The sequence below is a fragment of the Pseudomonas proteolytica genome (assembly GCF_007858275.1).
GTDB classification, from domain to species: Bacteria; Pseudomonadota; Gammaproteobacteria; order Pseudomonadales; family Pseudomonadaceae; genus Aquipseudomonas; species Aquipseudomonas proteolytica.
Genome location: NZ_VFEV01000007.1, coordinates 48,024 through 69,295 on the forward strand (window position 1 = coordinate 48,024; position 21,272 = coordinate 69,295).

The 21,272-nt window shown below is 61.6% G+C and carries 20 protein-coding genes; 18 read left to right on the forward strand and 2 right to left on the reverse strand.

Going from position 1 to position 21,272, the window contains the following annotated elements:
* Nucleotides 1-7 precede the first annotated feature (7 nt).
* A complete protein-coding gene (rlmM, locus tag FIV38_RS06950; RefSeq protein WP_029300064.1) occupies nt 8-1,081 on the reverse strand; it encodes a 23S rRNA (cytidine(2498)-2'-O)-methyltransferase RlmM in 1,074 nt (357 codons plus the stop codon).
* A gap of 190 nt (nt 1,082-1,271) precedes the next feature.
* Here rlmM and acnA point away from each other — a divergent pair, with 190 nt between their 5' ends.
* The 3 genes from acnA to FIV38_RS06965 all read left to right on the forward strand — a co-directional run bounded on the left by acnA (nt 1,272) and on the right by FIV38_RS06965 (nt 6,640).
* On the forward strand, nt 1,272-4,013 hold the full coding sequence (acnA, locus tag FIV38_RS06955; RefSeq protein ID WP_029300063.1) for an aconitate hydratase AcnA: 2,742 nt from the start codon (nt 1,272-1,274) through the stop codon (nt 4,011-4,013).
* Nucleotides 4,014-4,166: 153 nt separating this feature from the next.
* Nucleotides 4,167-4,955, forward strand: a complete 789-nt coding sequence (locus tag FIV38_RS06960) for a CPBP family intramembrane glutamic endopeptidase (RefSeq protein WP_092231755.1) — start codon at nt 4,167-4,169, stop codon at nt 4,953-4,955.
* A gap of 119 nt (nt 4,956-5,074) precedes the next feature.
* Nucleotides 5,075-6,640 (forward strand): methyl-accepting chemotaxis protein, encoded by a 1,566-nt coding sequence (locus FIV38_RS06965; protein WP_029300060.1) that lies wholly within the window; start codon nt 5,075-5,077, stop codon nt 6,638-6,640.
* Between the two features lie 325 nt (nt 6,641-6,965).
* Here FIV38_RS06965 and FIV38_RS06970 read toward each other — a convergent pair whose 3' ends face one another.
* Nucleotides 6,966-7,658, reverse strand: coding sequence for an alpha/beta family hydrolase (locus tag FIV38_RS06970; protein ID WP_092231758.1), 693 nt, complete (start codon nt 7,656-7,658; stop codon nt 6,966-6,968).
* Nucleotides 7,659-7,737: 79 nt separating this feature from the next.
* On the opposite strand from FIV38_RS06970, the gene ccoN (FIV38_RS06975) reads away from it, so the two are divergent.
* The 15 genes from ccoN (FIV38_RS06975) (at nt 7,738) to FIV38_RS07045 (ending at nt 21,171) form a co-directional block, all read left to right on the forward strand.
* A complete protein-coding gene (ccoN, locus tag FIV38_RS06975; protein WP_029300057.1) occupies nt 7,738-9,162 on the forward strand; it encodes a cytochrome-c oxidase, cbb3-type subunit I in 1,425 nt (474 codons plus the stop codon).
* A gap of 10 nt (nt 9,163-9,172) precedes the next feature.
* On the forward strand, nt 9,173-9,781 hold the full coding sequence (ccoO, locus tag FIV38_RS06980) for a cytochrome-c oxidase, cbb3-type subunit II (protein WP_029300055.1): 609 nt from the start codon (nt 9,173-9,175) through the stop codon (nt 9,779-9,781).
* A 3-nt stretch (nt 9,782-9,784) separates the two neighbouring features.
* Complete coding sequence (locus FIV38_RS06985) at nt 9,785-10,003, forward strand: cbb3-type cytochrome oxidase subunit 3 (RefSeq protein ID WP_029300053.1); 219 nt, start codon at nt 9,785-9,787, stop codon at nt 10,001-10,003.
* Nucleotides 10,000-10,923: a cytochrome-c oxidase, cbb3-type subunit III gene (gene ccoP, locus FIV38_RS06990; RefSeq protein WP_029300050.1), complete on the forward strand. Its 924-nt coding sequence runs from the start codon at nt 10,000-10,002 to the stop codon at nt 10,921-10,923. The genes FIV38_RS06985 and ccoP (FIV38_RS06990) overlap by 4 nt, the downstream gene beginning before the upstream one ends.
* A 545-nt stretch (nt 10,924-11,468) precedes the next feature.
* Nucleotides 11,469-12,911 (forward strand): cytochrome-c oxidase, cbb3-type subunit I, encoded by a 1,443-nt coding sequence (gene ccoN, locus FIV38_RS06995; protein ID WP_057439486.1) that lies wholly within the window; start codon nt 11,469-11,471, stop codon nt 12,909-12,911.
* Nucleotides 12,911-13,519 (forward strand): cytochrome-c oxidase, cbb3-type subunit II, encoded by a 609-nt coding sequence (gene ccoO / locus FIV38_RS07000; protein WP_029300047.1) that lies wholly within the window; start codon nt 12,911-12,913, stop codon nt 13,517-13,519. Before ccoN (FIV38_RS06995) ends, ccoO (FIV38_RS07000) begins: the two co-directional genes overlap by 1 nt.
* Before the next feature lie 5 nt (nt 13,520-13,524).
* Nucleotides 13,525-13,710, forward strand: coding sequence for a CcoQ/FixQ family Cbb3-type cytochrome c oxidase assembly chaperone (locus FIV38_RS07005; protein WP_003175465.1), 186 nt, complete (start codon nt 13,525-13,527; stop codon nt 13,708-13,710).
* The gene (gene ccoP, locus FIV38_RS07010) at nt 13,707-14,681 is read left to right on the forward strand and encodes a cytochrome-c oxidase, cbb3-type subunit III (RefSeq protein WP_029300040.1); all 975 of its coding nucleotides are present in this window, start codon (nt 13,707-13,709) and stop codon (nt 14,679-14,681) included. The genes FIV38_RS07005 and ccoP (FIV38_RS07010) overlap by 4 nt, the downstream gene beginning before the upstream one ends.
* A gap of 157 nt (nt 14,682-14,838) precedes the next feature.
* The gene (locus tag FIV38_RS07015; RefSeq protein ID WP_092231761.1) at nt 14,839-15,093 is read left to right on the forward strand and encodes a type II toxin-antitoxin system Phd/YefM family antitoxin; all 255 of its coding nucleotides are present in this window, start codon (nt 14,839-14,841) and stop codon (nt 15,091-15,093) included.
* Nucleotides 15,093-15,503: a type II toxin-antitoxin system VapC family toxin gene (locus tag FIV38_RS07020; RefSeq protein ID WP_092231764.1), complete on the forward strand. Its 411-nt coding sequence runs from the start codon at nt 15,093-15,095 to the stop codon at nt 15,501-15,503. The genes FIV38_RS07015 and FIV38_RS07020 overlap by 1 nt, the downstream gene beginning before the upstream one ends.
* Nucleotides 15,504-15,710: 207 nt before the next feature.
* Entirely contained in the window at nt 15,711-17,126 is a 1,416-nt protein-coding gene (gene ccoG, locus FIV38_RS07025; protein ID WP_092231767.1) for a cytochrome c oxidase accessory protein CcoG, read from the forward strand.
* Between the two features lie 14 nt (nt 17,127-17,140).
* Entirely contained in the window at nt 17,141-17,680 is a 540-nt protein-coding gene (locus FIV38_RS07030; protein ID WP_029300032.1) for a FixH family protein, read from the forward strand.
* 114 nt (nt 17,681-17,794) lie between these two features.
* On the forward strand, nt 17,795-20,245 hold the full coding sequence (locus tag FIV38_RS07035) for a heavy metal translocating P-type ATPase (RefSeq protein ID WP_092231770.1): 2,451 nt from the start codon (nt 17,795-17,797) through the stop codon (nt 20,243-20,245).
* A 22-nt stretch (nt 20,246-20,267) separates the two neighbouring features.
* Entirely contained in the window at nt 20,268-20,495 is a 228-nt protein-coding gene (gene ccoS / locus FIV38_RS07040; protein ID WP_029298166.1) for a cbb3-type cytochrome oxidase assembly protein CcoS, read from the forward strand.
* Nucleotides 20,488-21,171 (forward strand): sulfite exporter TauE/SafE family protein, encoded by a 684-nt coding sequence (locus FIV38_RS07045; protein ID WP_092231773.1) that lies wholly within the window; start codon nt 20,488-20,490, stop codon nt 21,169-21,171. The genes ccoS and FIV38_RS07045 overlap by 8 nt, the downstream gene beginning before the upstream one ends.
* The last annotated feature ends 101 nt before the right edge of the window (nt 21,172-21,272 follow it).

The following is a 21,272-nucleotide window of genomic DNA, read 5'->3' on the forward strand; positions in this document are numbered from 1 at the left end:
GGTGTATTTACCGGGCCTTGGGTTTCTTTACGTCCAGGCGGCGCAGGTGGCAGGTGACTTCCTCGCGGTCGTGGTACAGCTGCTTGCAGCCGATTTCCACGCGAATGCCCCGCGCCTTGAAGCCTTCTTCGATGCGTTCCAGCAGGCGCTTCACCTCGGCGTAGCGCTGTTTCATCGGCAACTTGAGGTTGACCACCGCTTCGCGGCAATGCCCTTCGCCGATCCAGGTTTCCAGCAGAGCCGCGTTGCGCGCCGGTTTCTCGACGATATCGCAGACCATCCAGTCCACCGGCTGCTTGGGGGTGAAGGTAAAACCATCCGCCATCAAGTGTTGCACCAGGCCGGTGTCCATCAGGCTTTCGGCCATCGGCCCGTTATCAATCGCCGTCACCAGCATGCCCCGGTTGACCAGTTGCCAGGTCCAGCCGCCCGGCGCTGCGCCGAGGTCGACGCCGGTCATGTCGCCGTGCAGGCGCTCGTCCCACTGGTCCCGGGGGATAAAGTGGTGCCAGGCCTCTTCCAGCTTCAAGGTCGAGCGGCTTGGCGCGTCGCGGGGGAATTTCAGGCGCGGGATGCCCATCGGCCACATGGCCGAGTTATTTGACTCGGCCAGGCCCATAAACACTTCGCGCCCGCTCTTGAAGGTCAGCAGCAGGCGCGGCTTGCTCGGGTCTTCGACCAGCTTGCCGGCGGCCAGCAGGGCCTTGCGCAGGTGCACTTCGAATTTCTTGCAGAAGTTCGACAGTTCCTTGCCATCGTTGGTATCGACCATTTCCAGCCACAGGCTGCCGCATACCGGAAAATCCCGCAGGTGCGCAAGGATCACGCTGATACGGTCGGTTTCCGGCAGATCGATGAAAACCCCACGCGCCCACTGCCTCGGGAAGATCAGTTCGGCAAAGCGTTGGCCGCGCATCAGGCGCTGGGCGCCGTCTTCTTCAGTGCAGACAAATTCGGCGCAGGCGCTGCCGGTCTTGGCCTTGGCATAGCCGGAAACGTTCAGGCGCGCGGCGTGTTCCGCGATCTCGGAACAGACTTCGCCTTCAAAACCCGGGCGGCAATGCATAAAAAGGGTGTTCATCAACTCTCCTGGTAACACGCTTGCTGTAGCGCAAGGCCTGTCATGAAAACGCGCGCATGATAGCTGAGTTCGGAACCTTGGACTTGTCCATAGAGTCCAGTTATTAGCCTGCTACTGAAAACAGGGCTAGCTTGTAAGCTCTGTTCGTCCCGTCAGGTCCGTAGCCGTGCGGACCATAAGGAGTCATGTAATGTCATCCGTTGATAGCCTGAGAACCCTTAAGACCCTGCAAGTCGACAGCAAGACTTACCACTACTTCAGCTTGCCCGAAGCCGCCAAGAGCCTGGGTGACCTGGACAAGTTGCCGATGTCCCTCAAGGTGCTGCTGGAAAACCTGCTGCGCTGGGAGGACGAAAAAACCGTGACCGGCGCCGACCTCAAGGCGCTTGCCGCCTGGCTCAAGGAGCGGCGCTCCGACCGCGAGATCCAGTACCGCCCGGCCCGGGTGCTGATGCAGGACTTTACCGGCGTGCCCGCCGTGGTCGACCTGGCCGCCATGCGCGCCGCCGTGGCCAAGGCCGGTGGCGATCCGCAGCGCATCAACCCGCTGTCGCCGGTGGACCTGGTAATTGACCACTCGGTGATGGTCGACAAGTTCGGCAACGCCGACGCCTTCGAGCAAAACGTCGATATCGAAATGCAGCGCAACGGCGAACGTTATGCGTTCCTGCGCTGGGGCCAGAGCGCCTTTGATAATTTCAGCGTGGTACCACCGGGTACCGGCATCTGCCACCAGGTCAACCTGGAATACCTGGGTCGCACGGTGTGGACCAAGGACGAAGACGGCCGTACCTATGCCTTCCCCGATACCCTGGTGGGCACCGACTCCCACACCACCATGATCAACGGCCTCGGCGTTTTGGGCTGGGGCGTGGGCGGTATCGAGGCGGAAGCGGCGATGCTTGGCCAGCCGGTCTCGATGCTGATCCCCGAAGTGATCGGCTTCAAGCTCACCGGCAAACTCAAAGAAGGCATTACCGCCACCGACCTGGTGCTGACAGTCACGCAAATGCTGCGTAAAAAAGGCGTGGTGGGCAAATTCGTCGAGTTCTATGGCGACGGCCTGGCTGACCTGCCCCTGGCCGACCGCGCCACCATTGCCAACATGGCACCGGAGTACGGCGCCACCTGCGGCTTTTTCCCCGTGGACGAAGTGACCCTGGACTACTTGCGCCTCTCCGGCCGGCCTGACGCCACGGTCAAGCTGGTCGAGGCCTATACCAAGGCCCAAGGCCTGTGGCGCAATGCCGGTGAAGAACCGGTATTCACTGACAGCCTGGCGCTGGACATGGCCAGCGTCGAAGCCAGCCTGGCCGGGCCAAAACGCCCGCAGGACCGAGTCTCGCTGCCAGATGTGGGTCAAGCGTTCAGTGACTTCCTGGACTTGCAGTTCAAACCCGCGAGCAAGGAAGAAGGCCGCCTGGAAAGCGAAGGCGGCGGCGGTGTCGCCGTGGGCAATGCCGACCTGGTGGGCGAAGCCGACTACGACTTCGAAGGCCAGACCTATCGCCTGAAAAACGGCGCGGTGGTGATCGCCGCGATTACCTCCTGCACCAACACCTCCAACCCCAGCGTGATGATGGCCGCCGGCCTGGTCGCGAAAAAAGCCGTGGAAAAGGGCCTGACCCGCAAGCCGTGGGTAAAAAGCTCCCTGGCGCCTGGCTCCAAGGTGGTTACCGACTACTACAACGCCGCCGGCCTGACGCCGTACCTCGACCAACTGGGCTTCGACCTGGTGGGTTACGGCTGCACCACCTGTATCGGCAACTCCGGGCCATTGCCGGAGCCTATCGAGAAAGCCATCCAGAAAGCCGACCTGACCGTGGCGTCGGTGCTGTCCGGCAACCGTAACTTCGAAGGCCGCGTGCACCCCCTGGTGAAAACCAACTGGCTGGCCTCGCCGCCCCTGGTGGTGGCCTACGCCCTCGCCGGGACCGTGCGCATTGATATCAGCAGCGAGCCCTTGGGCACCGGCAAGGATGGTGCGCCGGTATACCTGCGCGATATCTGGCCCAGCAGCCAGGAGATCGCCGACGCGGTGGCCCAGGTCAGCACCAGCATGTTCCATAAGGAATACGCCGAGGTGTTTGCCGGTGACGAACAGTGGCAAGCCATTGAAGTGCCGCAGGCCGCGACTTATGTGTGGCAAAAAGACTCCACCTATATCCAGCACCCGCCCTTCTTCGACGACATCGCCGGCCCCTTGCCGGTGATCAAGGATGTGCAAGGCGCCAACATCCTGGCCCTGCTTGGTGATTCGGTGACCACCGACCACATCTCCCCGGCCGGCAACATCAAGGCTGACAGCCCGGCCGGCCGCTACCTGCGCGAACAGGGCGTGGAACCACGGGACTTCAACTCCTATGGCTCGCGCCGCGGCAACCATGAAGTGATGATGCGCGGCACCTTCGCCAACATCCGGATCCGCAACGAAATGCTCGGCGGCGAAGAAGGCGGCAACACCCTCTATATCCCCACCGGCGAGAAGATGCCGATCTACGACGCCGCCATGAAATACCAGGCGTCCGGCACGCCGCTGGTGGTGATCGCCGGCCAGGAGTACGGCACCGGTTCCAGCCGCGACTGGGCCGCCAAGGGCACCAACCTGCTGGGCGTCAAGGCGGTGATTGCCGAGAGCTTCGAGCGTATCCACCGTTCCAACCTGGTGGGCATGGGCGTGCTGCCATTGCAGTTCAAACTGGACCAGAACCGCAAGGCGCTGCAACTGACCGGCAAGGAGAAGATCGATATTCTCGGCCTGACCGATGCCGATATCGAACCACGCATGAACCTGACGCTGGTGATTACCCGCGAAGACGGCCGCAGCGAAAAAGTCGAGGTCCTGTGCCGGATCGATACCCTCAATGAAGTTGAATACTTCAAGGCGGGGGGGATTCTGCATTACGTACTGCGCCAGTTGATTGCTTCATAACGCAGCAAGCCAGACCCAACACCGCCTTCGGGCGGTGTTTTCATTTTTACCGCCTGCAACTGTCGCTATAATCCGCGCCCTCATTTGTAGGCGCCGGCTTACCGGCTGCTACATCAAGCAATTGCGTCACGTTGACCGTCACAAGGATTTTTTATGCCCGCTTTGCCCTGGCTGTACCTGGCCCTTCTTTCCATTGGCTATGGATTGGCCCTGACCTACGGGCAACTGGGTTTGCTGGCAGGGGCCTCCATCGGGCTACTGCTGGTCGCAGGTTACGCCATACGCCAACAGCACGTCCCATGGGCGCGCTACCTTGGCCATGGCCTGTTCATCGCATTGGCCCTGGGCCTGGCGATGCACTGGCTACCCGGCTTCCAAAACGGTCGCGCCATCGACCCCCAGCGTTTCACCGCCGACGCCGTGCCCTTTTCGTTGTACCTGAACCAGGACAAACCACTGATTGGCTTCTGGCTGCTACTCGCCTGCCCGTGGATCGTCGCCCGCCGCCCGTTGCGCCTGTCGATCTACGCCACCGCGCTGGCCTTGACCCTGACCACCATCGCCGCCCTGGGTGGCGCGGTACTGCTGGGCATCATCAGTTGGGCCCCCAAATGGCCAGACCAGGCCTGGCTCTGGGTGTTGAATAACCTGTTGCTGGTGACCCTGGTTGAGGAAGCGTTGTTTCGCGGCTATATCCAGGGCGGCCTGAGCCGGCGCTTCAAGCAAATGCCCTACGGCGAAAACCTCGCCTTGCTATTGGCTTCGCTGCTGTTTGGCCTGGTGCATGTGGGCGCGGGCTGGCAATGGGTGCTGCTGGCCAGTATTGCCGGCGCGGGTTATGGCCTGGCCTACCGTTTCGGCGGCCTGGGCGCGGCGATTGCTACGCACTTTGGTTTGAATCTGCTGCATTTCGGGCTCTTCACCTACCCGATGCTGGCCTGATCGCCAGCGCTGAGACTGCGCCGGCAGGAGCTTTCGCTGGCGCGGATTATTGCAAAAATAAGTTAAATAAACCCCCGCATTGGCCGACAACCTGTCAAAGCCTTGCGGATTGATCAATCATGCGTAATAACCAACCCGTTACCCAGCGCGAACGTACCTTCCCCGCTCAACAACGGTTGATCTCCACGACCGATGCCAAAGGCGTGATCACTTACTGCAACGATGCGTTTGTCGAGATCAGTGGGTTTTCCCGGGATGAACTGATGCGCGCCCCGCACAACCTGGTTCGTCACCCGGATGTGCCGGCGGCCGTGTTCGCGCATATGTGGACCACGCTCAAACAAGGCTTGCCATGGATGGGCATCGTCAAGAACCGCTGCAAGACCGGCGATCACTACTGGGTCAACGCCTATGTGACCCCGGTATTCGACGGCGAGCAGGTGATCGGCTACGAATCGGTACGGGTCAAGCCGACCGCCGAACAGATCCGCCGTGCCGAAGCGCTGTACCAGCGTATCAACCAAGGCAAGTCGGCCATCCCGCGCAGTGATAAATGGCTGCCGGTGTTGCAGGACTGGCTGCCGTTTATCATGGTCAGCCAACTGAGTTTCCTGATTGGCATCTGGCTCAATTCCCATTGGGGCTTTGCCTTGGCCGCTGCCTTGTCAGTGCCACTGGGCCTGCTCGGCCTGAGCTGGCAACAGCGGGGCCTCAAGCGCCTGCTGCGCCTGGCCGAACAGACCACTTCCGACCCGCTGATCGCACAGATGTACACCGACAGCCGTGGCGCGCAAGCACGCCTGGAGATGTCGATCCTCAGCCAGGAAGCCCGCCTGAAGACCTGCCTGACCCGTCTGCAGGACACCGCCGAGCACCTCAACGAGCAGGCGCGTCAATCCAACACCCTGGCCCACAACAGTTCTACCGGCCTGGAACGCCAGCGCGTGGAGACCGAGCAGGTCGCCACTGCCGTCAACCAGATGGCCGCGACCACCCAGGAAGTCGCCAGCCATGTTCAGCGCACGGCCGATGCGACCCAGGAAGCCAATCGCCTGACCGGGCGCGGGCGTGATATCGCCGGCGAAACCCGTGAAGCCATCCAGCGCCTGTCGGTGGTGGTCGGGGAAACCGGCGTGACCGTGACCCAACTGGCCAAGGACAGCGACGAGATCGGCGGCGTGGTGGATGTGATCAAGGGTATTGCCGACCAGACCAACCTGCTGGCCCTGAACGCAGCCATCGAAGCGGCCCGTGCCGGCGAAATGGGTCGCGGGTTTGCGGTGGTGGCCGATGAAGTGCGGCAACTGGCGCAACGTACCAGCGAGTCCACCGGGCAGATCCATGCCCTGATCGCCAAGCTACAACAGACCGCCAGCACCGCCGTGCAGACCATGGACGCCGGGCATCGCCAGGCTGAAGAAGGTGTGGCGCGGGTAATGGAAGCGGACGCAGCGCTGGTGGGAATCAGCGAGGCGGTGGCGCATATCACTGACATGACCACCCAGATCGCCGCCGCGACCGAGGAGCAAAGCTCGGTGGCCGAGGAGATCAGCCGCAATATCAGCACCATTGCGCTGTTGGCGGACCAGACGTCGGAGCAGGCGTTGAATTCGGCGCAGTTGAGTGAAGAGCTGACCCATACGGCCAATACCCAGTATTCGCTGGTGGAGCGGTTTAACCGTTAGCACGCTATCGCAGGCAAGCCAGCTCCCACATTTTGAATGTATTCACACATCAAAATGTGGGAGCTGGCTTGCCTGCGATGGGCATCGGTATCTACACAACTTTCAGAAACTGACGATCTCTCCTGTGGCGAGCGGGCTTGCCCCGCGCTGGGGTGCGAAGCAGCCCCAAAACCAGCCACTACGGAGTATCTGATACACCGCATACAGCTTACTGGGGCTGCTTCGCACCCCGGCGCGGGGCAAGCCCGCTCGCCACAACAGCCCTATCTGCTTGGCTTTATGCGATGCAGCAAAATTGTGTAGATACCTATGCTGCGATGAGGCCCTAACAGGCGCCGAGAAACCCAGCCACCTTCACCGCCGCAGCTTCCAGATGCTGCTCATGGGTAAACCCAGAAGCCTTCAACGGCTTCAAATCATGATCCCCTGCCACCAGCCACATCACCTCGATGCTCGGCGACAGCACATAACCCTCCACCGCCGCCCGATTGCCCAGCGCATCACGCTCGCCCTGCACAATCAACGCCGGCGTCTTCAGCCCGGCCAGGTGCTCGACCCGGGGTTTGTCCGGCTTGCCCACCGCATAGAACGGATAACCCAGGCATACCAGAGCATCAGCGGCCAATTCATCGGCCAATAGGCTGGCCATGCGCCCGCCCATGGACTTGCCGCCCACCGCCAGGGGCCCAGCGACATGACGTCGCACCTGGGCATATACCTCGCGCCAGCATTGCAGCAGTTTCGGCGCCGGATTCGGCGGGCGTTTGCCGCCGTCCACACGGCGCTGGGCCATGTACGGGAACTCGAAGCGCAACACGTTCACGCCATGCCCGGCAAGGCGTGCAGCCATGTCGTCCATAAAGCCCGAGTCCATCGGCGCACCGGCTCCGTGGGCGAGGATCAGCGTCGGTGAGGGGCCTGCGCCAACGCGCGTGGCCGCATTCCATAACCAACCCTGTTCACGCACACACTGCGCCCATTGATCCCCGTCAATACTGGCCTTGTGCTCTTTGCCCATGCTTGCCTCGCTTTTTAGTCTGCCTATAACTCCAGCCCAAGTGCCGCATCTGCTTGGGTTGAACCGTGGATGGGGAACCATGAACACTACTTTAAGTACCGCCTATAACTACAAGGTGGTCCGCCAATTCGCCATTATGACGGTGGTGTGGGGCATCGTCGGCATGGGGCTCGGGGTTTTTCTCGCTGCCCAGTTGGTATGGCCCGAACTCAACTTCAACCTGCCTTGGACCAGTTTCGGTCGATTGCGCCCACTGCACACCAACGCGGTGATTTTCGCGTTTGGTGGCTGTGCGCTGTTTGCCAGCTCCTTCTACGCGGTGCAACGCACCTGCCAGACCCAGCTGTTCGCGCCGAAAGTCGCCGCGTTCTGCTTCTGGGGCTGGCAATTGGTGATCCTGCTGGCGGCAATCAGCTTGCCATTGGGCTACACCAGTTCCAAGGAATACGCCGAGCTGGAATGGCCGATCGACATCCTGATCACCATCGTCTGGGTCGCCTACGCCATCGTGTTCTTCGGCACCGTGGCCAAGCGCAACACCAAGCACATCTACGTCGGTAACTGGTTCTTCGGTGCGTTCATCATCACCGTGGCGATCCTGCATATCGTCAACAACCTGGAAATCCCGGTCAGCCTGACCAAGTCCTACTCCCTCTACGGTGGTGCGACGGATGCCATGGTGCAGTGGTGGTACGGCCATAACGCCGTAGGTTTCTTCCTCACCGCGGGCTTCCTGGGGATGATGTACTACTTCGTGCCGAAACAAGCCGAGCGTCCGGTCTACTCCTATCGCTTGTCCATCGTGCACTTCTGGGCATTGATCACCCTGTACATCTGGGCCGGTCCTCACCACTTGCACTACACCGCGCTGCCGGACTGGGCACAGTCCCTGGGCATGGTGATGTCGCTGGTTCTGCTGGCGCCAAGCTGGGGCGGCATGATCAACGGCATGATGACCCTCTCGGGTGCCTGGCATAAGCTGCGCAGCGACCCGATCCTGCGCTTTCTGGTGGTATCGCTGGCGTTCTACGGCATGTCGACCTTTGAAGGTCCGATGATGGCGATCAAGACGGTCAACGCCCTGTCCCACTACACCGACTGGACCATCGGCCACGTACACGCCGGCGCTCTGGGTTGGGTGGCGATGATTTCCATCGGCGCGCTGTACCACATGATCCCGAAAGTCTTCGGTCGCGAGCAGATGTATAGCCTCGGCCTGATCAACGCGCACTTCTGGCTGGCTACCATCGGCACCGTGCTCTACATCGCTTCGATGTGGGTCAACGGCATTGCCCAGGGCCTGATGTGGCGTGCGGTCAACGAAGACGGCACCTTGACCTACTCCTTCGTCGAAACCCTGGTGGCCAGCCACCCAGGCTTCATCGTGCGGTTGGTGGGCGGTGCGATCTTCCTCAGCGGCATGTTCCTGATGGCTTACAACACTTGGCGCACCGTGCGTTCGGCACAACCTGCCGAAGTAGCCGCTGCGGCGCAGATGGCCTGAGGAGTCGATGATGAAACACGAAACGATTGAAAAGAACGTCGGCCTGCTGATGCTGCTGATGGTGCTGGCCGTGAGTATCGGCGGCCTGACACAGATCGTCCCGCTGTTCTTCCAGGACGTGACCAACAAGCCGGTGGAAGGCATGAAGCCCTATACCGCGCTGCAACTGGAAGGCCGTGACATCTACATCCGCGAAGGCTGCGTACAGTGCCACTCGCAAATGATCCGGCCGTTCCGCGCCGAGACCGAACGCTATGGCCACTACTCGGTCGCCGGCGAAAGCGTTTGGGACCACCCGTTCCTGTGGGGCTCCAAGCGTACCGGTCCGGACCTGGCCCGGGTTGGCGCCCGCTACTCCGACGACTGGCACCGCGCGCACTTGTACAACCCGCGCAACGTAGTGCCTGAGTCGAAGATGCCGGCCTACCCTTGGCTGGTCACCGCGCAGGTCGACAGCAGCCACACCGAAACCAAGCTCAAGGTCATGCGTACCCTCGGCGTGCCGTACACCGACGCGGACATCACCGCGGCCGTGGACAGCCTCAAGGGCAAGACCGAAATGGACGCCCTGGTCTCCTATCTGCAAGTGCTCGGCACTGCAATCAAGAGCAAGAGGTGAACCATGGGTTTTGAACTGGATACCGGAATGATCCGCGGCCTCGGCACGCTGGTGGTGGCAATTGCCTTCATCGGCCTGTCGCTGTGGGTGTTCAACTCCAAGCGCAACCCGGAGTTCGCCGAGGCCTGCCTGCTGCCATTTGCCGATGAGCCTAAGCCTGACGCCATTGGCACCCCATCCGACGCTCAAGAAGAGCCTGTAACAAGGAGCATTCGGCCATGACTACCTTTTGGAGTACATGGATCTGTGTACTGACCCTGGGCAGCCTGATCGGCCTGACCTGGCTGTTGTTCGGCACCCGCAAGGGCGAGACCAAGGGCAGCGTCGACCAGACCATGGGCCACGCGTTCGACGGGATTGAGGAGTACGACAACCCCCTGCCCCAATGGTGGTTCATGTTGTTCGCCGGCACCCTCGTGTTTGCCGTCGGCTACCTGATCCTCTATCCGGGCCTGGGCAACTGGAAAGGCGTATTGCCGGGCTATGAAGACGGCTGGACCCAGACCAAGGAATGGGACAAGGAAATGGCCAAGGCCGACGCCAAGTTTGGGCCGATCTTCGCCAAATTCGCCGCCATGCCCGTGGAAGAAGTGGCCAAGGACCCGCAAGCGTTGAAAATGGGCGGCCGCCTGTTTGCCTCCAACTGCGCGGTGTGCCACGGCTCCGACGCCAAGGGCGCCTACGGCTTCCCGAACCTGGCGGACGACAACTGGCGCTGGGGTGGTTCGGCTGATGCAATCAAGCTGACCATCATGAACGGTCGCCATGCCGCGATGCCGGCCTGGGGTGAAGTGCTGGGTGAAGACGGGGTGAAAAACGTCGCCGCTTACGTGCGTCACGACCTGGCCAAGTTGCCGCTGCCGGCTGACAGCAAAGTCGACCTGGCTGCTGGCAAACAAGCGTTCGATACCACCTGCGTGGCGTGCCACGGCCCAGAAGGCCACGGTGTTGAAGCCATGGGCGCGCCGAACCTGACGCAGCCTGCCGGTTTCATCTACGGCACCAGCCTTGCGCAGTTGCAACAGACTATCCGCCATGGCCGCCAAGGCCAGATGCCGGCGCAGGAAGCGCTGCAAGGCAACGACAAGGTCCACCTGCTGGCGGCCTACGTCTACAGCCTGTCGCAGAAAGATCAGAAGTAAGCTTCACGCAATAAGCTGCAAGAGAAGAGTTCTCAACTCGGCTCTTGCAGCCTTTTCAACCCTCTCCCTCCCCGCTTCAAACTTGCCGCTTGCAGCTCGCTATTAACCGCTGCGCCCTGCGCCAGATTGTCACACCCTTCTAAAGCACACCTTTCCCCTCTCGCCAATCGGGTCTACGCTTGTTTCGACAGTGGGCCGGCGTTGATCGGCCGCAGCTCGACTTGCACTCGATGAGTCAGACATTCCAGCAGGGTGACAGGCGCAAGGGCTGACAGTTACCGGCTGTCGCGCCACCGACCATTCGTCACCTTGGCAACGTGTCCCTACGCATCGCGTTGCAAGTACCTGCGCCCCCTCAAAATTCCTGTCCAACCCGTCAGCTTTTCATTTTTGATTTTGTCCTTACGCTAAATAGGGAAAGGGCGCAGAATCTGGCTTGAAACGCATTGACGCAGGTCAGCGTTACGTTGCAATGGCACTTCGCATTGTCCATACTTGCGGCCGATTTTTATCCTAATAAAACACCTAAACCGTGGAACCTTAGAATGAGCACAGCAATCAGTCCGACTGCTTATAACTATAAGGTAGTCCGCCAGTTCGCCATCATGACGGTGGTCTGGGGGATCCTTGGCATGGGGCTCGGTGTCTTCATCGCCTCGCAACTGGTCTGGCCGGAGTTGAACTTCGACTTGCCATGGACGACGTTTGGACGCCTACGCCCACTGCACACCAACCTGGTGATCTTCGCCTTCGGCGGATGTGCACTGTTTGCCACTTCCTACTATGTCGTGCAGCGAACCTGCCAGACGCGACTGATTTCCGACGGCCTCGCCGCCTTCACCTTCTGGGGCTGGCAAGCAGTAATCGTCGGCGCCATCATCACCCTGCCAATGGGCTTCACCACCACCAAGGAATACGCGGAATTGGAATGGCCCCTTGCCATCCTTCTGGCGATCGTCTGGGTGACCTACGGCATCGTGTTCTTTGGCACCATCGTCAAGCGCAAGACCAAGCACATCTACGTCGGCAACTGGTTCTACGGTGCCTTCATCGTGGTGACGGCGATGCTGCACATCGTCAACCACGCGTCCCTGCCGGTGAGTTTCTTCAAGTCCTACTCGGCCTACGCCGGTGCGACCGATGCGATGATCCAGTGGTGGTACGGCCACAACGCCGTAGGGTTCTTCCTGACCACCGGCTTCCTGGGGATGATGTACTACTTCGTGCCGAAACAGGCCGAGCGTCCGATCTACTCCTATCGCCTGTCCATCGTGCACTTCTGGGCGCTGATCACCCTGTATATCTGGGCCGGTCCCCACCACTTGCACTACACCGCACTGCCGGATTGGGCACAGTCCCTGGGCATGGCCATGTCGATCATCCTGCTGGCTCCGAGCTGGGGCGGCATGATCAACGGCATGATGACCCTCTCGGGCGCCTGGCATAAGCTGCGCACCGACCCGATCCTGCGCTTTTTGGTGGTATCGCTGGCGTTCTACGGCATGTCGACCTTTGAAGGGCCGATGATGGCGATCAAGACCGTCAACTCGCTGTCCCACTACACCGACTGGACCATCGGCCACGTACACGCCGGCGCTCTGGGCTGGGTCGCGATGATCTCCATCGGCGCGCTGTACCACATGATTCCCAAGCTCTATGGCCGGGCGCAGATGCACAGCACCAGCCTGATCAACACCCACTTCTGGCTGGCCACTATCGGCACCGTGCTCTACATCGCTTCGATGTGGGTCAACGGCATCACCCAGGGCCTGATGTGGCGTGCAATCAACGATGACGGCACCCTCACCTACTCCTTCGTTGAAGCGCTGCAAGCCAGCCATCCTGGCTTCATCGTACGTGCCCTCGGTGGTGCGTTCTTCGCCAGCGGCATGCTGTTCATGGCCTACAACGTGTGGCGCACCGTGCGTGCCTCCAACCCTGTAGAGGCTGAAGCCGCCACCAAGATCGCCGTCGTGGGAGCTCACTGATGAAGCATGAAGTAGTCGAGAAGAATATCGGCCTGCTGGCCTTCTTCATGGTCATCGCCGTGAGTATCGGCGGCCTGACCCAGATCGTTCCGCTGTTTTTCCAGGACGTGACCAACAAGCCGGTCGAAGGCATGAAGCCGCGCACCGCCCTTGAACTGGAAGGCCGCGACGTGTACATCGCCAACGGCTGTGTCGGCTGCCACTCGCAGATGATCCGCCCGTTCCGTGCTGAAACCGAACGCTATGGCCACTACTCGGTTGCCGGTGAAAGCGTGTGGGACCACCCGTTCCTGTGGGGTTCCAAGCGTACCGGTCCGGACCTGGCCCGCGTGGGTGGTCGTTACTCCGATGACTGGCAGCGTGCGCACTTGTACAACCCGCGCAACGTGGTGCCCGAGTCGAAAATGCCGGCGTACCCGTTCCTCGTGGAAAACAAGCTCGACGGCAAAGACACTGCCAAGAAAATGGAAGTCTTGCGCACCTTAGGCGTGCCTTACACCGACGAAGACATCGCCGGTGCCCAGGCAGCCGTCAAGGGCAAGACCGAAATGGACGCGCTGGTGGCCTATCTGCAAGGCCTGGGCACCATCATCAAAAGCAAACGGTGATCTGAATGGATATCGGGATGATTCGAGGCCTGGGCACCGTTGTCGTGATGGTGGCCTTTATCGGCCTGGCGTTGTGGGTGTTCAGCCCCAAGCGCAAGTCAGAGTTTGAAGACGCGACCTTGCTGCCTTTTGCGGATGATCCCGAAGCCATCAAGCACGTCGAGCAAGCTTCTAGGAGTAACAAAGAATGACTACGTTCTGGAGTCTGTACGTCACAGTCCTCAGTCTGGGTACCATTTTTGCCCTGACCTGGCTGTTGCTGTCGACCCGCAAGGGCCAGCGCGCCGAGCAAACGGACGAGACGGTTGGCCACTCGTTCGATGGCATCGAGGAATACGACAACCCACTGCCTAAGTGGTGGTTCATGCTGTTCGTCGGCACCATCATCTTCGCCCTGGGCTACCTGGTGCTGTACCCGGGCCTGGGTAACTGGAAGGGCCTGCTGCCGGGTTATGCCTACCTCGACAACGAGAAGCAAACCCCGTTCGCCAATGGCCAGAGCGGCTGGACCGGTGTGCACGAGTGGGAAAAGGAAATGGCCCGCTCCGACGCTAAGTTCGGACCGATCTTCGCCAAGTTTGCCGCCATGCCCATTGAGGAAGTGGCCAAGGATCCGCAAGCCCTGAAGATGGGTGGCCGCCTGTTCGCCTCCAACTGTTCGGTATGCCACGGTTCCGACGCCAAGGGTGCCTATGGCTTCCCCAACCTGACCGACGCCGACTGGCGCTGGGGCGGCGAGCCGGAAACCATCAAGGCCACCATCATGGCGGGCCGTCACGCGGTGATGCCGGGCTGGGCTGAAGTGATCGGTGAACAAGGCGTAGCTGACGTCGCCGGTTTCGTGCTGACCAACCTCGATGGCCGCAAGCTGCCGGAAGGCGCCAAGGCCGACGTAGCCAACGGCGAGAAGCTGTTCGCCGCCAACTGCGTGGCCTGCCACGGCCCGGCCGGCAAAGGTACGCCAGCGATGGGCGCACCTGACCTGACCCACCCGGGCGCGTTCATCTACGGCTCCAGCTTCGCCCAACTGCAGCAGACCATCCGTTACGGCCGCCAGGGCCAGATGCCTGCGCAGGAGCAATTGCAGGGTAATGACAAGGTGCACTTGCTGGCGGCGTATGTTTACAGCCTGTCGCACAAAGAGCAGCAAGAGCAGAAGTAAGCGGCAAGCCGCAATAAAAAGCCCCTGTCACCCTAGCGGTGACAGGGGCTTTTTATTGCCGGTGAAACACATCGACCGCTTGTAGCTTGAAGCTTGTAGCGCTTCACTGCGACGTAGTAACGTAACTACATTCACCCACCCTACTGGGAGGCGCCCCATGCCAATTACGACCATCTCCAGCCGCGAATTCAACCAAGACACAAGCGGTGCCAAAAAAGCCGCGCGCCAAGGACCGGTTTTTATCACCGACCGAGGCAAGCCTGCCCATGTACTGCTAAGTATTGAGGACTACCAAAAATTGACAGGCATCAACGCCGATATCGTTGACCTGTTGGTGATGCCCGAAGCGGCGGACATCGAGTTTGAAACCGAGCGTGCCGTGATTATCCATCGACCCGTGGACCTCTCTTGATGTATCTGCTCGATACCAATGTCATTTCCGAGTTACGCAAACCCCAGGCCGACAAAAATGTGGTGGCCTGGGCCAAAACCGTCGCCGCACCGCGTATGTATATTTCGGCGATTACCTTGAAAGAACTGGAGACTGGGGTGCTGCAAATGGAGCGCCGTGACCCCGCGCAGGGCAAGGTCTTGCGCACCTGGCTCAAACGCCATGTCATGCCGGCCTTCGATGCCAGAATCCTGCCAATTGACGCTGCCGTGGCATTACGCTGCGCCAGCCTGCATGTGCCGGATCGTGCTAACGAAGGTGACGCGCTGATCGCCGCAACCGCTCTGGTTCACGGCCTGACCGTGGTCACCCGCAATGTCACCGACTTCCAAAGCAGCGGTGTGACATTGATCAACCCATGGGACGAATGACCTACGGGCCCTGAAAAACTGTCCATACTCACGCTGTCAATTGATTCAAGTCACGTACACCATCAATTGATTTCCCCCAACGCGACCAAAGGTCGCACCCGTTCACCGGTGCTACAGGCGTATCATTACGCCACTGCAAGACCCCTATTTTGACCCCGGCTGGCACGTACTGGCCGAGGCAAATCTCCACTGCCGTGGGATGCAATGATGAGCAACCAGATTCCGGTACATGACGTTACCCCGCCTGCCAAAAAAACCAGCGACACCGTCGATCTCTACGCCTCGCGGGAGAAAATCTACACCCGCGCCTTCACCGGGATGTTCCGCAACCTGCGGATGCTCGGCGGTGCCGGCTTGTTCCTGCTGTACTTCGGTACGGTGTGGCTGAACTGGGGCGGGCACCAGGCCGTTTGGTGGAACCTGCCAGAGCGCAAATTCTTCATTTTCGGTGCGACATTCTGGCCCCAGGATTTCATCCTGCTGTCGGGGATCCTGATCATTTCGGCCTTTGGCCTGTTCTTTATCACGGTGTACGCCGGGCGTATCTGGTGCGGTTACACCTGCCCGCAAAGCGTGTGGACCTGGATCTACATGTGGTGCGAGAAGGTCACCGAAGGCGACCGCAACCAGCGGATCAAGCTGGACAAGGCGCCGATGAGCGCCAACAAGTTCCTGCGTAAACTCAGCAAGCACACGCTGTGGCTGCTGATCGGCTTTGTCACCGGCATGACCTTTGTCGGCTACTTCTCGCCGATCCGCGAACTGGTGTTCGAGTTCTTCACCGGCCAGGCCGATGGCTGGTCGTACTTCTGGGTCGGCTTCTTCACCCTCGCCACCTATGGCAACGCCGGCTGGCTGCGTGAGCAGGTGTGCATCTACATGTGTCCGTATGCGCGCTTCCAGAGCGTGATGTTCGACAAGGACACCCTGATCGTGTCCTACGACCCGCGCCGCGGCGAAGTGCGTGGCCCGCGCAAGAAAGGTGTCGACTACAAGGCCCAGGGCCTGGGGGATTGCATCGACTGCACGATGTGCGTGCAGGTCTGCCCTACCGGCATCGATATCCGCGACGGCCTGCAAATCGAGTGCATTGGCTGCGCCGCCTGCATCGACGCCTGCGACACCATCATGGACAAGATGGATTACCCTCGCGGGTTGATCAGCTACACCACCGAACATAACCTGTCGGGGCAAAAGACCCACAAGCTGCGCCCGCGCCTGATCGGCTACGCGCTGGTGCTGCTGGCGATGATCAGCCTGCTGGCCGCGGCGTTCTTCATGCGCTCGCTGGTGGGTTTCGACGTCAGCAAGGACCGCGTGCTGTACCGCGAAAACGCCGAAGGGCGGATCGAGAACGTCTACAGCCTGAAGATCATGAACAAGGACCAGCACGACCACACCTACGTGCTGGACGCCACGGGCCTGCCGGACCTCAAGCTGCAAGGCAAGCGCGAGATCAAGGTCGCCGCCGGGGAAATCTTCACCATGCCGGTGGAACTGTCGAGCGCGCCGGAACAAATGCCGTCGTCCACCAACGAGGTGAAATTCATCCTCAAGGATGCTGATGATGACAGCGTCCACGTTGAAGCCAAGAGCCGGTTCATCGGCCCACAAATTCGTTAAAAGAGAGCAGAACAATGCCCGTAGCAACTGCCGCAAGCCCCTGGTACAAGCACCTCTGGCCCTGGATCATCATTGCCATCCTGGCCTGCTCGGTGACGCTGACCTTGTCCATGGTGACCATCGCGGTCAACAACCCGGACAACCTGGTCAACGACAACTACTACGAGGCGGGCAAGGGCATCAACCGCTCCCTGGACCGCGAACTGCTGGCCCAGACCCTGCAAATGCGCGCCACGATGCACCTGGATGAGTTGACCGGCGAAGTCGAGTTGCACCTCACCGGCAACAGCGGGCCGACCACACTGGAATTGAACCTGATTTCGCCGACCCAGCCGGAGAAAGACCGCAAGGTCATGCTCACCCGCAGCGAGAGCGAGCCGGGTCGCTATATCGGCCAGGTCACTGACAAGGTCGAAGGCCGGCGCTTCGTCGAGCTGTTGGGGGTGGAAGGCGACAGGACCTGGCGCATGTTTGAAGAGGAAGAAGTCAGCCATGGCACCGACCTGAAGTTGGGTGACGAGCCGTTGCAGGGTGCTGAAGACCTGAAGAACTGACAGCCGCGCTTCGCGCATCGCCGGCAAGCCGGCTCCTACAGGGAGTGTGCGATAACCTTGTAGGAGCCGGCTTGCCCGCGATGAGGCCCTCCCCGCCCACACAGATCCAAAACCATGACCACCCCAATCCCCTGCTACCACTGCGCCCTCCCCGTCCCGCCCGGCAGCCGCTTCACTGCGGTGATCCTCGGCGAGCCCCGCGAGCTCTGCTGCCCGGGCTGTCAGGCGGTGGCCGAAGCAATTGTCGCAGGTGGGCTGGAAAGCTATTACCAACACCGCAGCGAGGCCTCAGCCAACCCAGAGGCGTTGCCCGTGCAGTTGGTCGACGAGCTGGCGCTGTACGACCGCGCCGATGTGCAAAAGCCTTTCGTGCGCCACGACGGCGACCTGGCCGAAGCCACGCTGTTGATGGAAGGCATCAGTTGCGCCGCCTGTGGCTGGCTGATCGAGAAACACCTGCGCAGCCTGCCGGCCGTGGCCGAGGCGCGGCTGAACCTGTCCAACCACCGCCTGCATGTGCGCTGGGCCGATGGGCAATTGCCGTTGAGCCAGGTGCTCAGCGAGCTACGCCATATCGGCTACGCTGCCCACCCTTATCAAGCCGACCGTGCCGCTGAACAGTTGGCCAGTGAAAACCGCTTGGCCTTGCGCCAACTGGGCGTGGCCGGCCTGCTATGGTTCCAGGCGATGATGGCGACGATGGCCACCTGGCCGGAGTTCAATATCGACCTGAGCCCAGAGCTACACGAGATCCTGCGCTGGGTGGCGCTGTTTCTGACCACCCCCATCGTGTTCTACAGTTGTGCACCGTTTTTCAAGGGCGCCATGCGTGACCTGCGCACCCGCCACCTGACCATGGATGTGTCGGTCTCGCTGGCCATTGGCGGCGCCTACCTGGCGGGGATCTGGACCGCGATCACCGGGGTGGGCGAGCTGTATTTCGATGCCGTGGGCATGTTCGCGCTGTTCCTGCTGGCCGGGCGCTACCTGGAGCGTCGCGCCCGGGAACGCACGGCTGCCGCCACCGCCCAACTGGTCAACCTGCTGCCAGCCTCGTGCCTGCGCCTCAAAGCCGATGGCCAGAGCGATCGTATCCTGCTCACCGAACTGGCCCTGGGCGACCGAGTGCTGGTGCACCCGGGCGCGATTCTGCCCGCAGACGGGGTGATCCTCGATGGCCAATCGAGTATCGATGAGTCGCTGCTTACCGGCGAATACCTGCCACAACCACGACAGGCCGGCGACACCGTCACCGCGGGCACCCTCAACGTCGAAGGCGCGTTGACCGTTGAAGTACGCGCCCTGGGCCATGACACCCGCTTGTCGGCCATCGTGCGCCTGCTGGAGCGGGCCCAGGCAGAAAAACCGCGCCTGGCGCAAATCGCCGACCGCGCCGCCCAATGGTTCCTGCTCTGCTCGCTGATCGCCGCCGCGCTGATTGGCCTGCTGTGGTGGGAGCTGGATTCTTCTCGGGCGTTCTGGATTGTCCTGGCGATGCTGGTTGCCACCTGCCCCTGCGCCTTGTCGCTGGCAACTCCCACCGCCTTGACTGCCGCCACCGGCACCCTGCACAAACTCGGCCTGCTGCTGACCCGCGGCCATGTGCTCGAAGGCCTCAATCAGATCGACACGGTGATTTTCGACAAGACCGGCACCCTCACCGAAGGCCGCCTGGCCCTGCGTGCCATCCGGCCGTTGGGCAGCATGAGCAGCGATCTGGCCCTGGCCCTGGCCGCCGCCCTCGAAAACCGCTCCGAACACCCGATTGCCCGGGCCTTTGGCCGCGCCCCACTGGCGGCTGACGAAGTGCTCAGCACCCCGGGCCTGGGGCTCGAGGGCCGGGTCGGCGAACGCCTGCTGCGCATCGGCCAGCCCGGCTTTGTCTGTGAATTGAGTGGCTGCGCGATTCCTCAATCGCCGCAAGACGCTGGCCAATGGTTGCTGCTGGGCGATACCAGCGGCGCCCTGGCCTGGTTTGTCCTGGATGATCGCCTGCGCAGCGATGCACCGGCGCTGCTGGCCGCGTGCAAGGCGCGGGGTTGGCGCACCTTGCTGCTATCGGGTGATAGCTCGCCGATGGTCGCCAGCGTCGCCGCCGAACTGGGCATCGACGAAGCCCATGGCGGCCTGCGCCCCGATGACAAGCTGCTGGTGCTGCAACAGTTGCACAAGGAAGGCCGCAAGGTGTTGATGCTCGGTGATGGCGTGAATGACGTGCCGGTACTGGCCGCCGCTGATATCAGCGTGGCCATGGGTTCGGCCACTGACCTGGCGAAAACCAGCGCCGATGCGGTGCTGTTGTCCAACCGCCTCGACGCCCTGGTACAAGCTTTCAGCCTGGCGCGGCGCACGCGCCGCGTAATCATTGAAAACCTGCTGTGGGCCGGGCTATACAATGGCCTGATGTTGCCGTTCGCCGCCCTCGGTTGGATCACGCCGATCTGGGCCGCGATCGGCATGTCCCTCAGCTCGTTGACCGTGGTGCTCAATGCCCTGCGCCTGACTCGCCTGCCGCGCACCAGCGCTGCGAGCGCCACCCCACAGTCCCGTCCGCTGCCGGCTTGAGCCGCACGGGCATGGAGTAGCGATGCCAGCTCTTTATGTAATGATTCCAGCGGCGCTGCTGATCGTCGCCATCGCCATCTACATCTTCTTCTGGGCGGTGGACAGCGGCCAGTATGACGACCTCGACGGGCCAGCCCACAGCGTGCTGTTCGACGACCAGGACCCCAAGCACCTGGCCGCTGTCGACGAGGCCAGCAGCCATGCCCAGCCACCGAGCAAGCCTGACGAGCCGGCACCGCCCCATGCTTGACCTCGCGCCGCTGCTGGTTTCCGCGCTGATCCTCGGCCTGTTGGGCGGCGGCCACTGCCTGGGCATGTGTGGTGGCTTGATGGGCGCGCTGACCCTGGCGATCCCCCCGGAGCAGCGCAGCCGGCGTTTTCGCCTGCTGCTGGCCTACAACCTGGGACGCATCCTTAGCTATGCCTGCGCCGGCGTATTGATCGGCCTGGCCGGCTGGGCGGTGGCCAACAGCCCGGCGGCGATGTTCATGCGCATCCTTGCCGGCCTGCTGTTGATCAGCATGGGCCTGTACCTGGCCGGCTGGTGGAGCGGCCTGACCCGTATCGAAAGCCTCGGGCGCGGCCTGTGGCGCCATATCCAGCCGTTTGCCAACCGTTTGCTGCCGGTGTCCAGCCTGCCCCGCGCCTTGCTGCTGGGCGCGCTGTGGGGCTGGCTGCCGTGCGGCCTGGTCTACAGCACATTGCTGTGGGCTGCCAGCCAGGGCAACGCCTTGGATAGCGGGCTGTTGATGCTGGCCTTCGGGCTCGGCACCTGGCCGGTATTGCTCGCCACCGGGCTGGCGGCAGAACGCGTCACCGCGCTGTTGCGCAAGCGCAGTGTGCGCATGGCCGGTGGCCTGTTGGTGATTGTGTTCGGTATCTGGACCCTACCCGGCCCCCATCAGCACTGGCTTATGGGCCACTAAAAGGCCATGTGGCATAGCGCCGCTCCCCGTTGATACAAATCAAGATGACCGCCCAGCCATGCCCCTAGACTCGGCCCACTAGCCAATCCGGGGAATGCCCG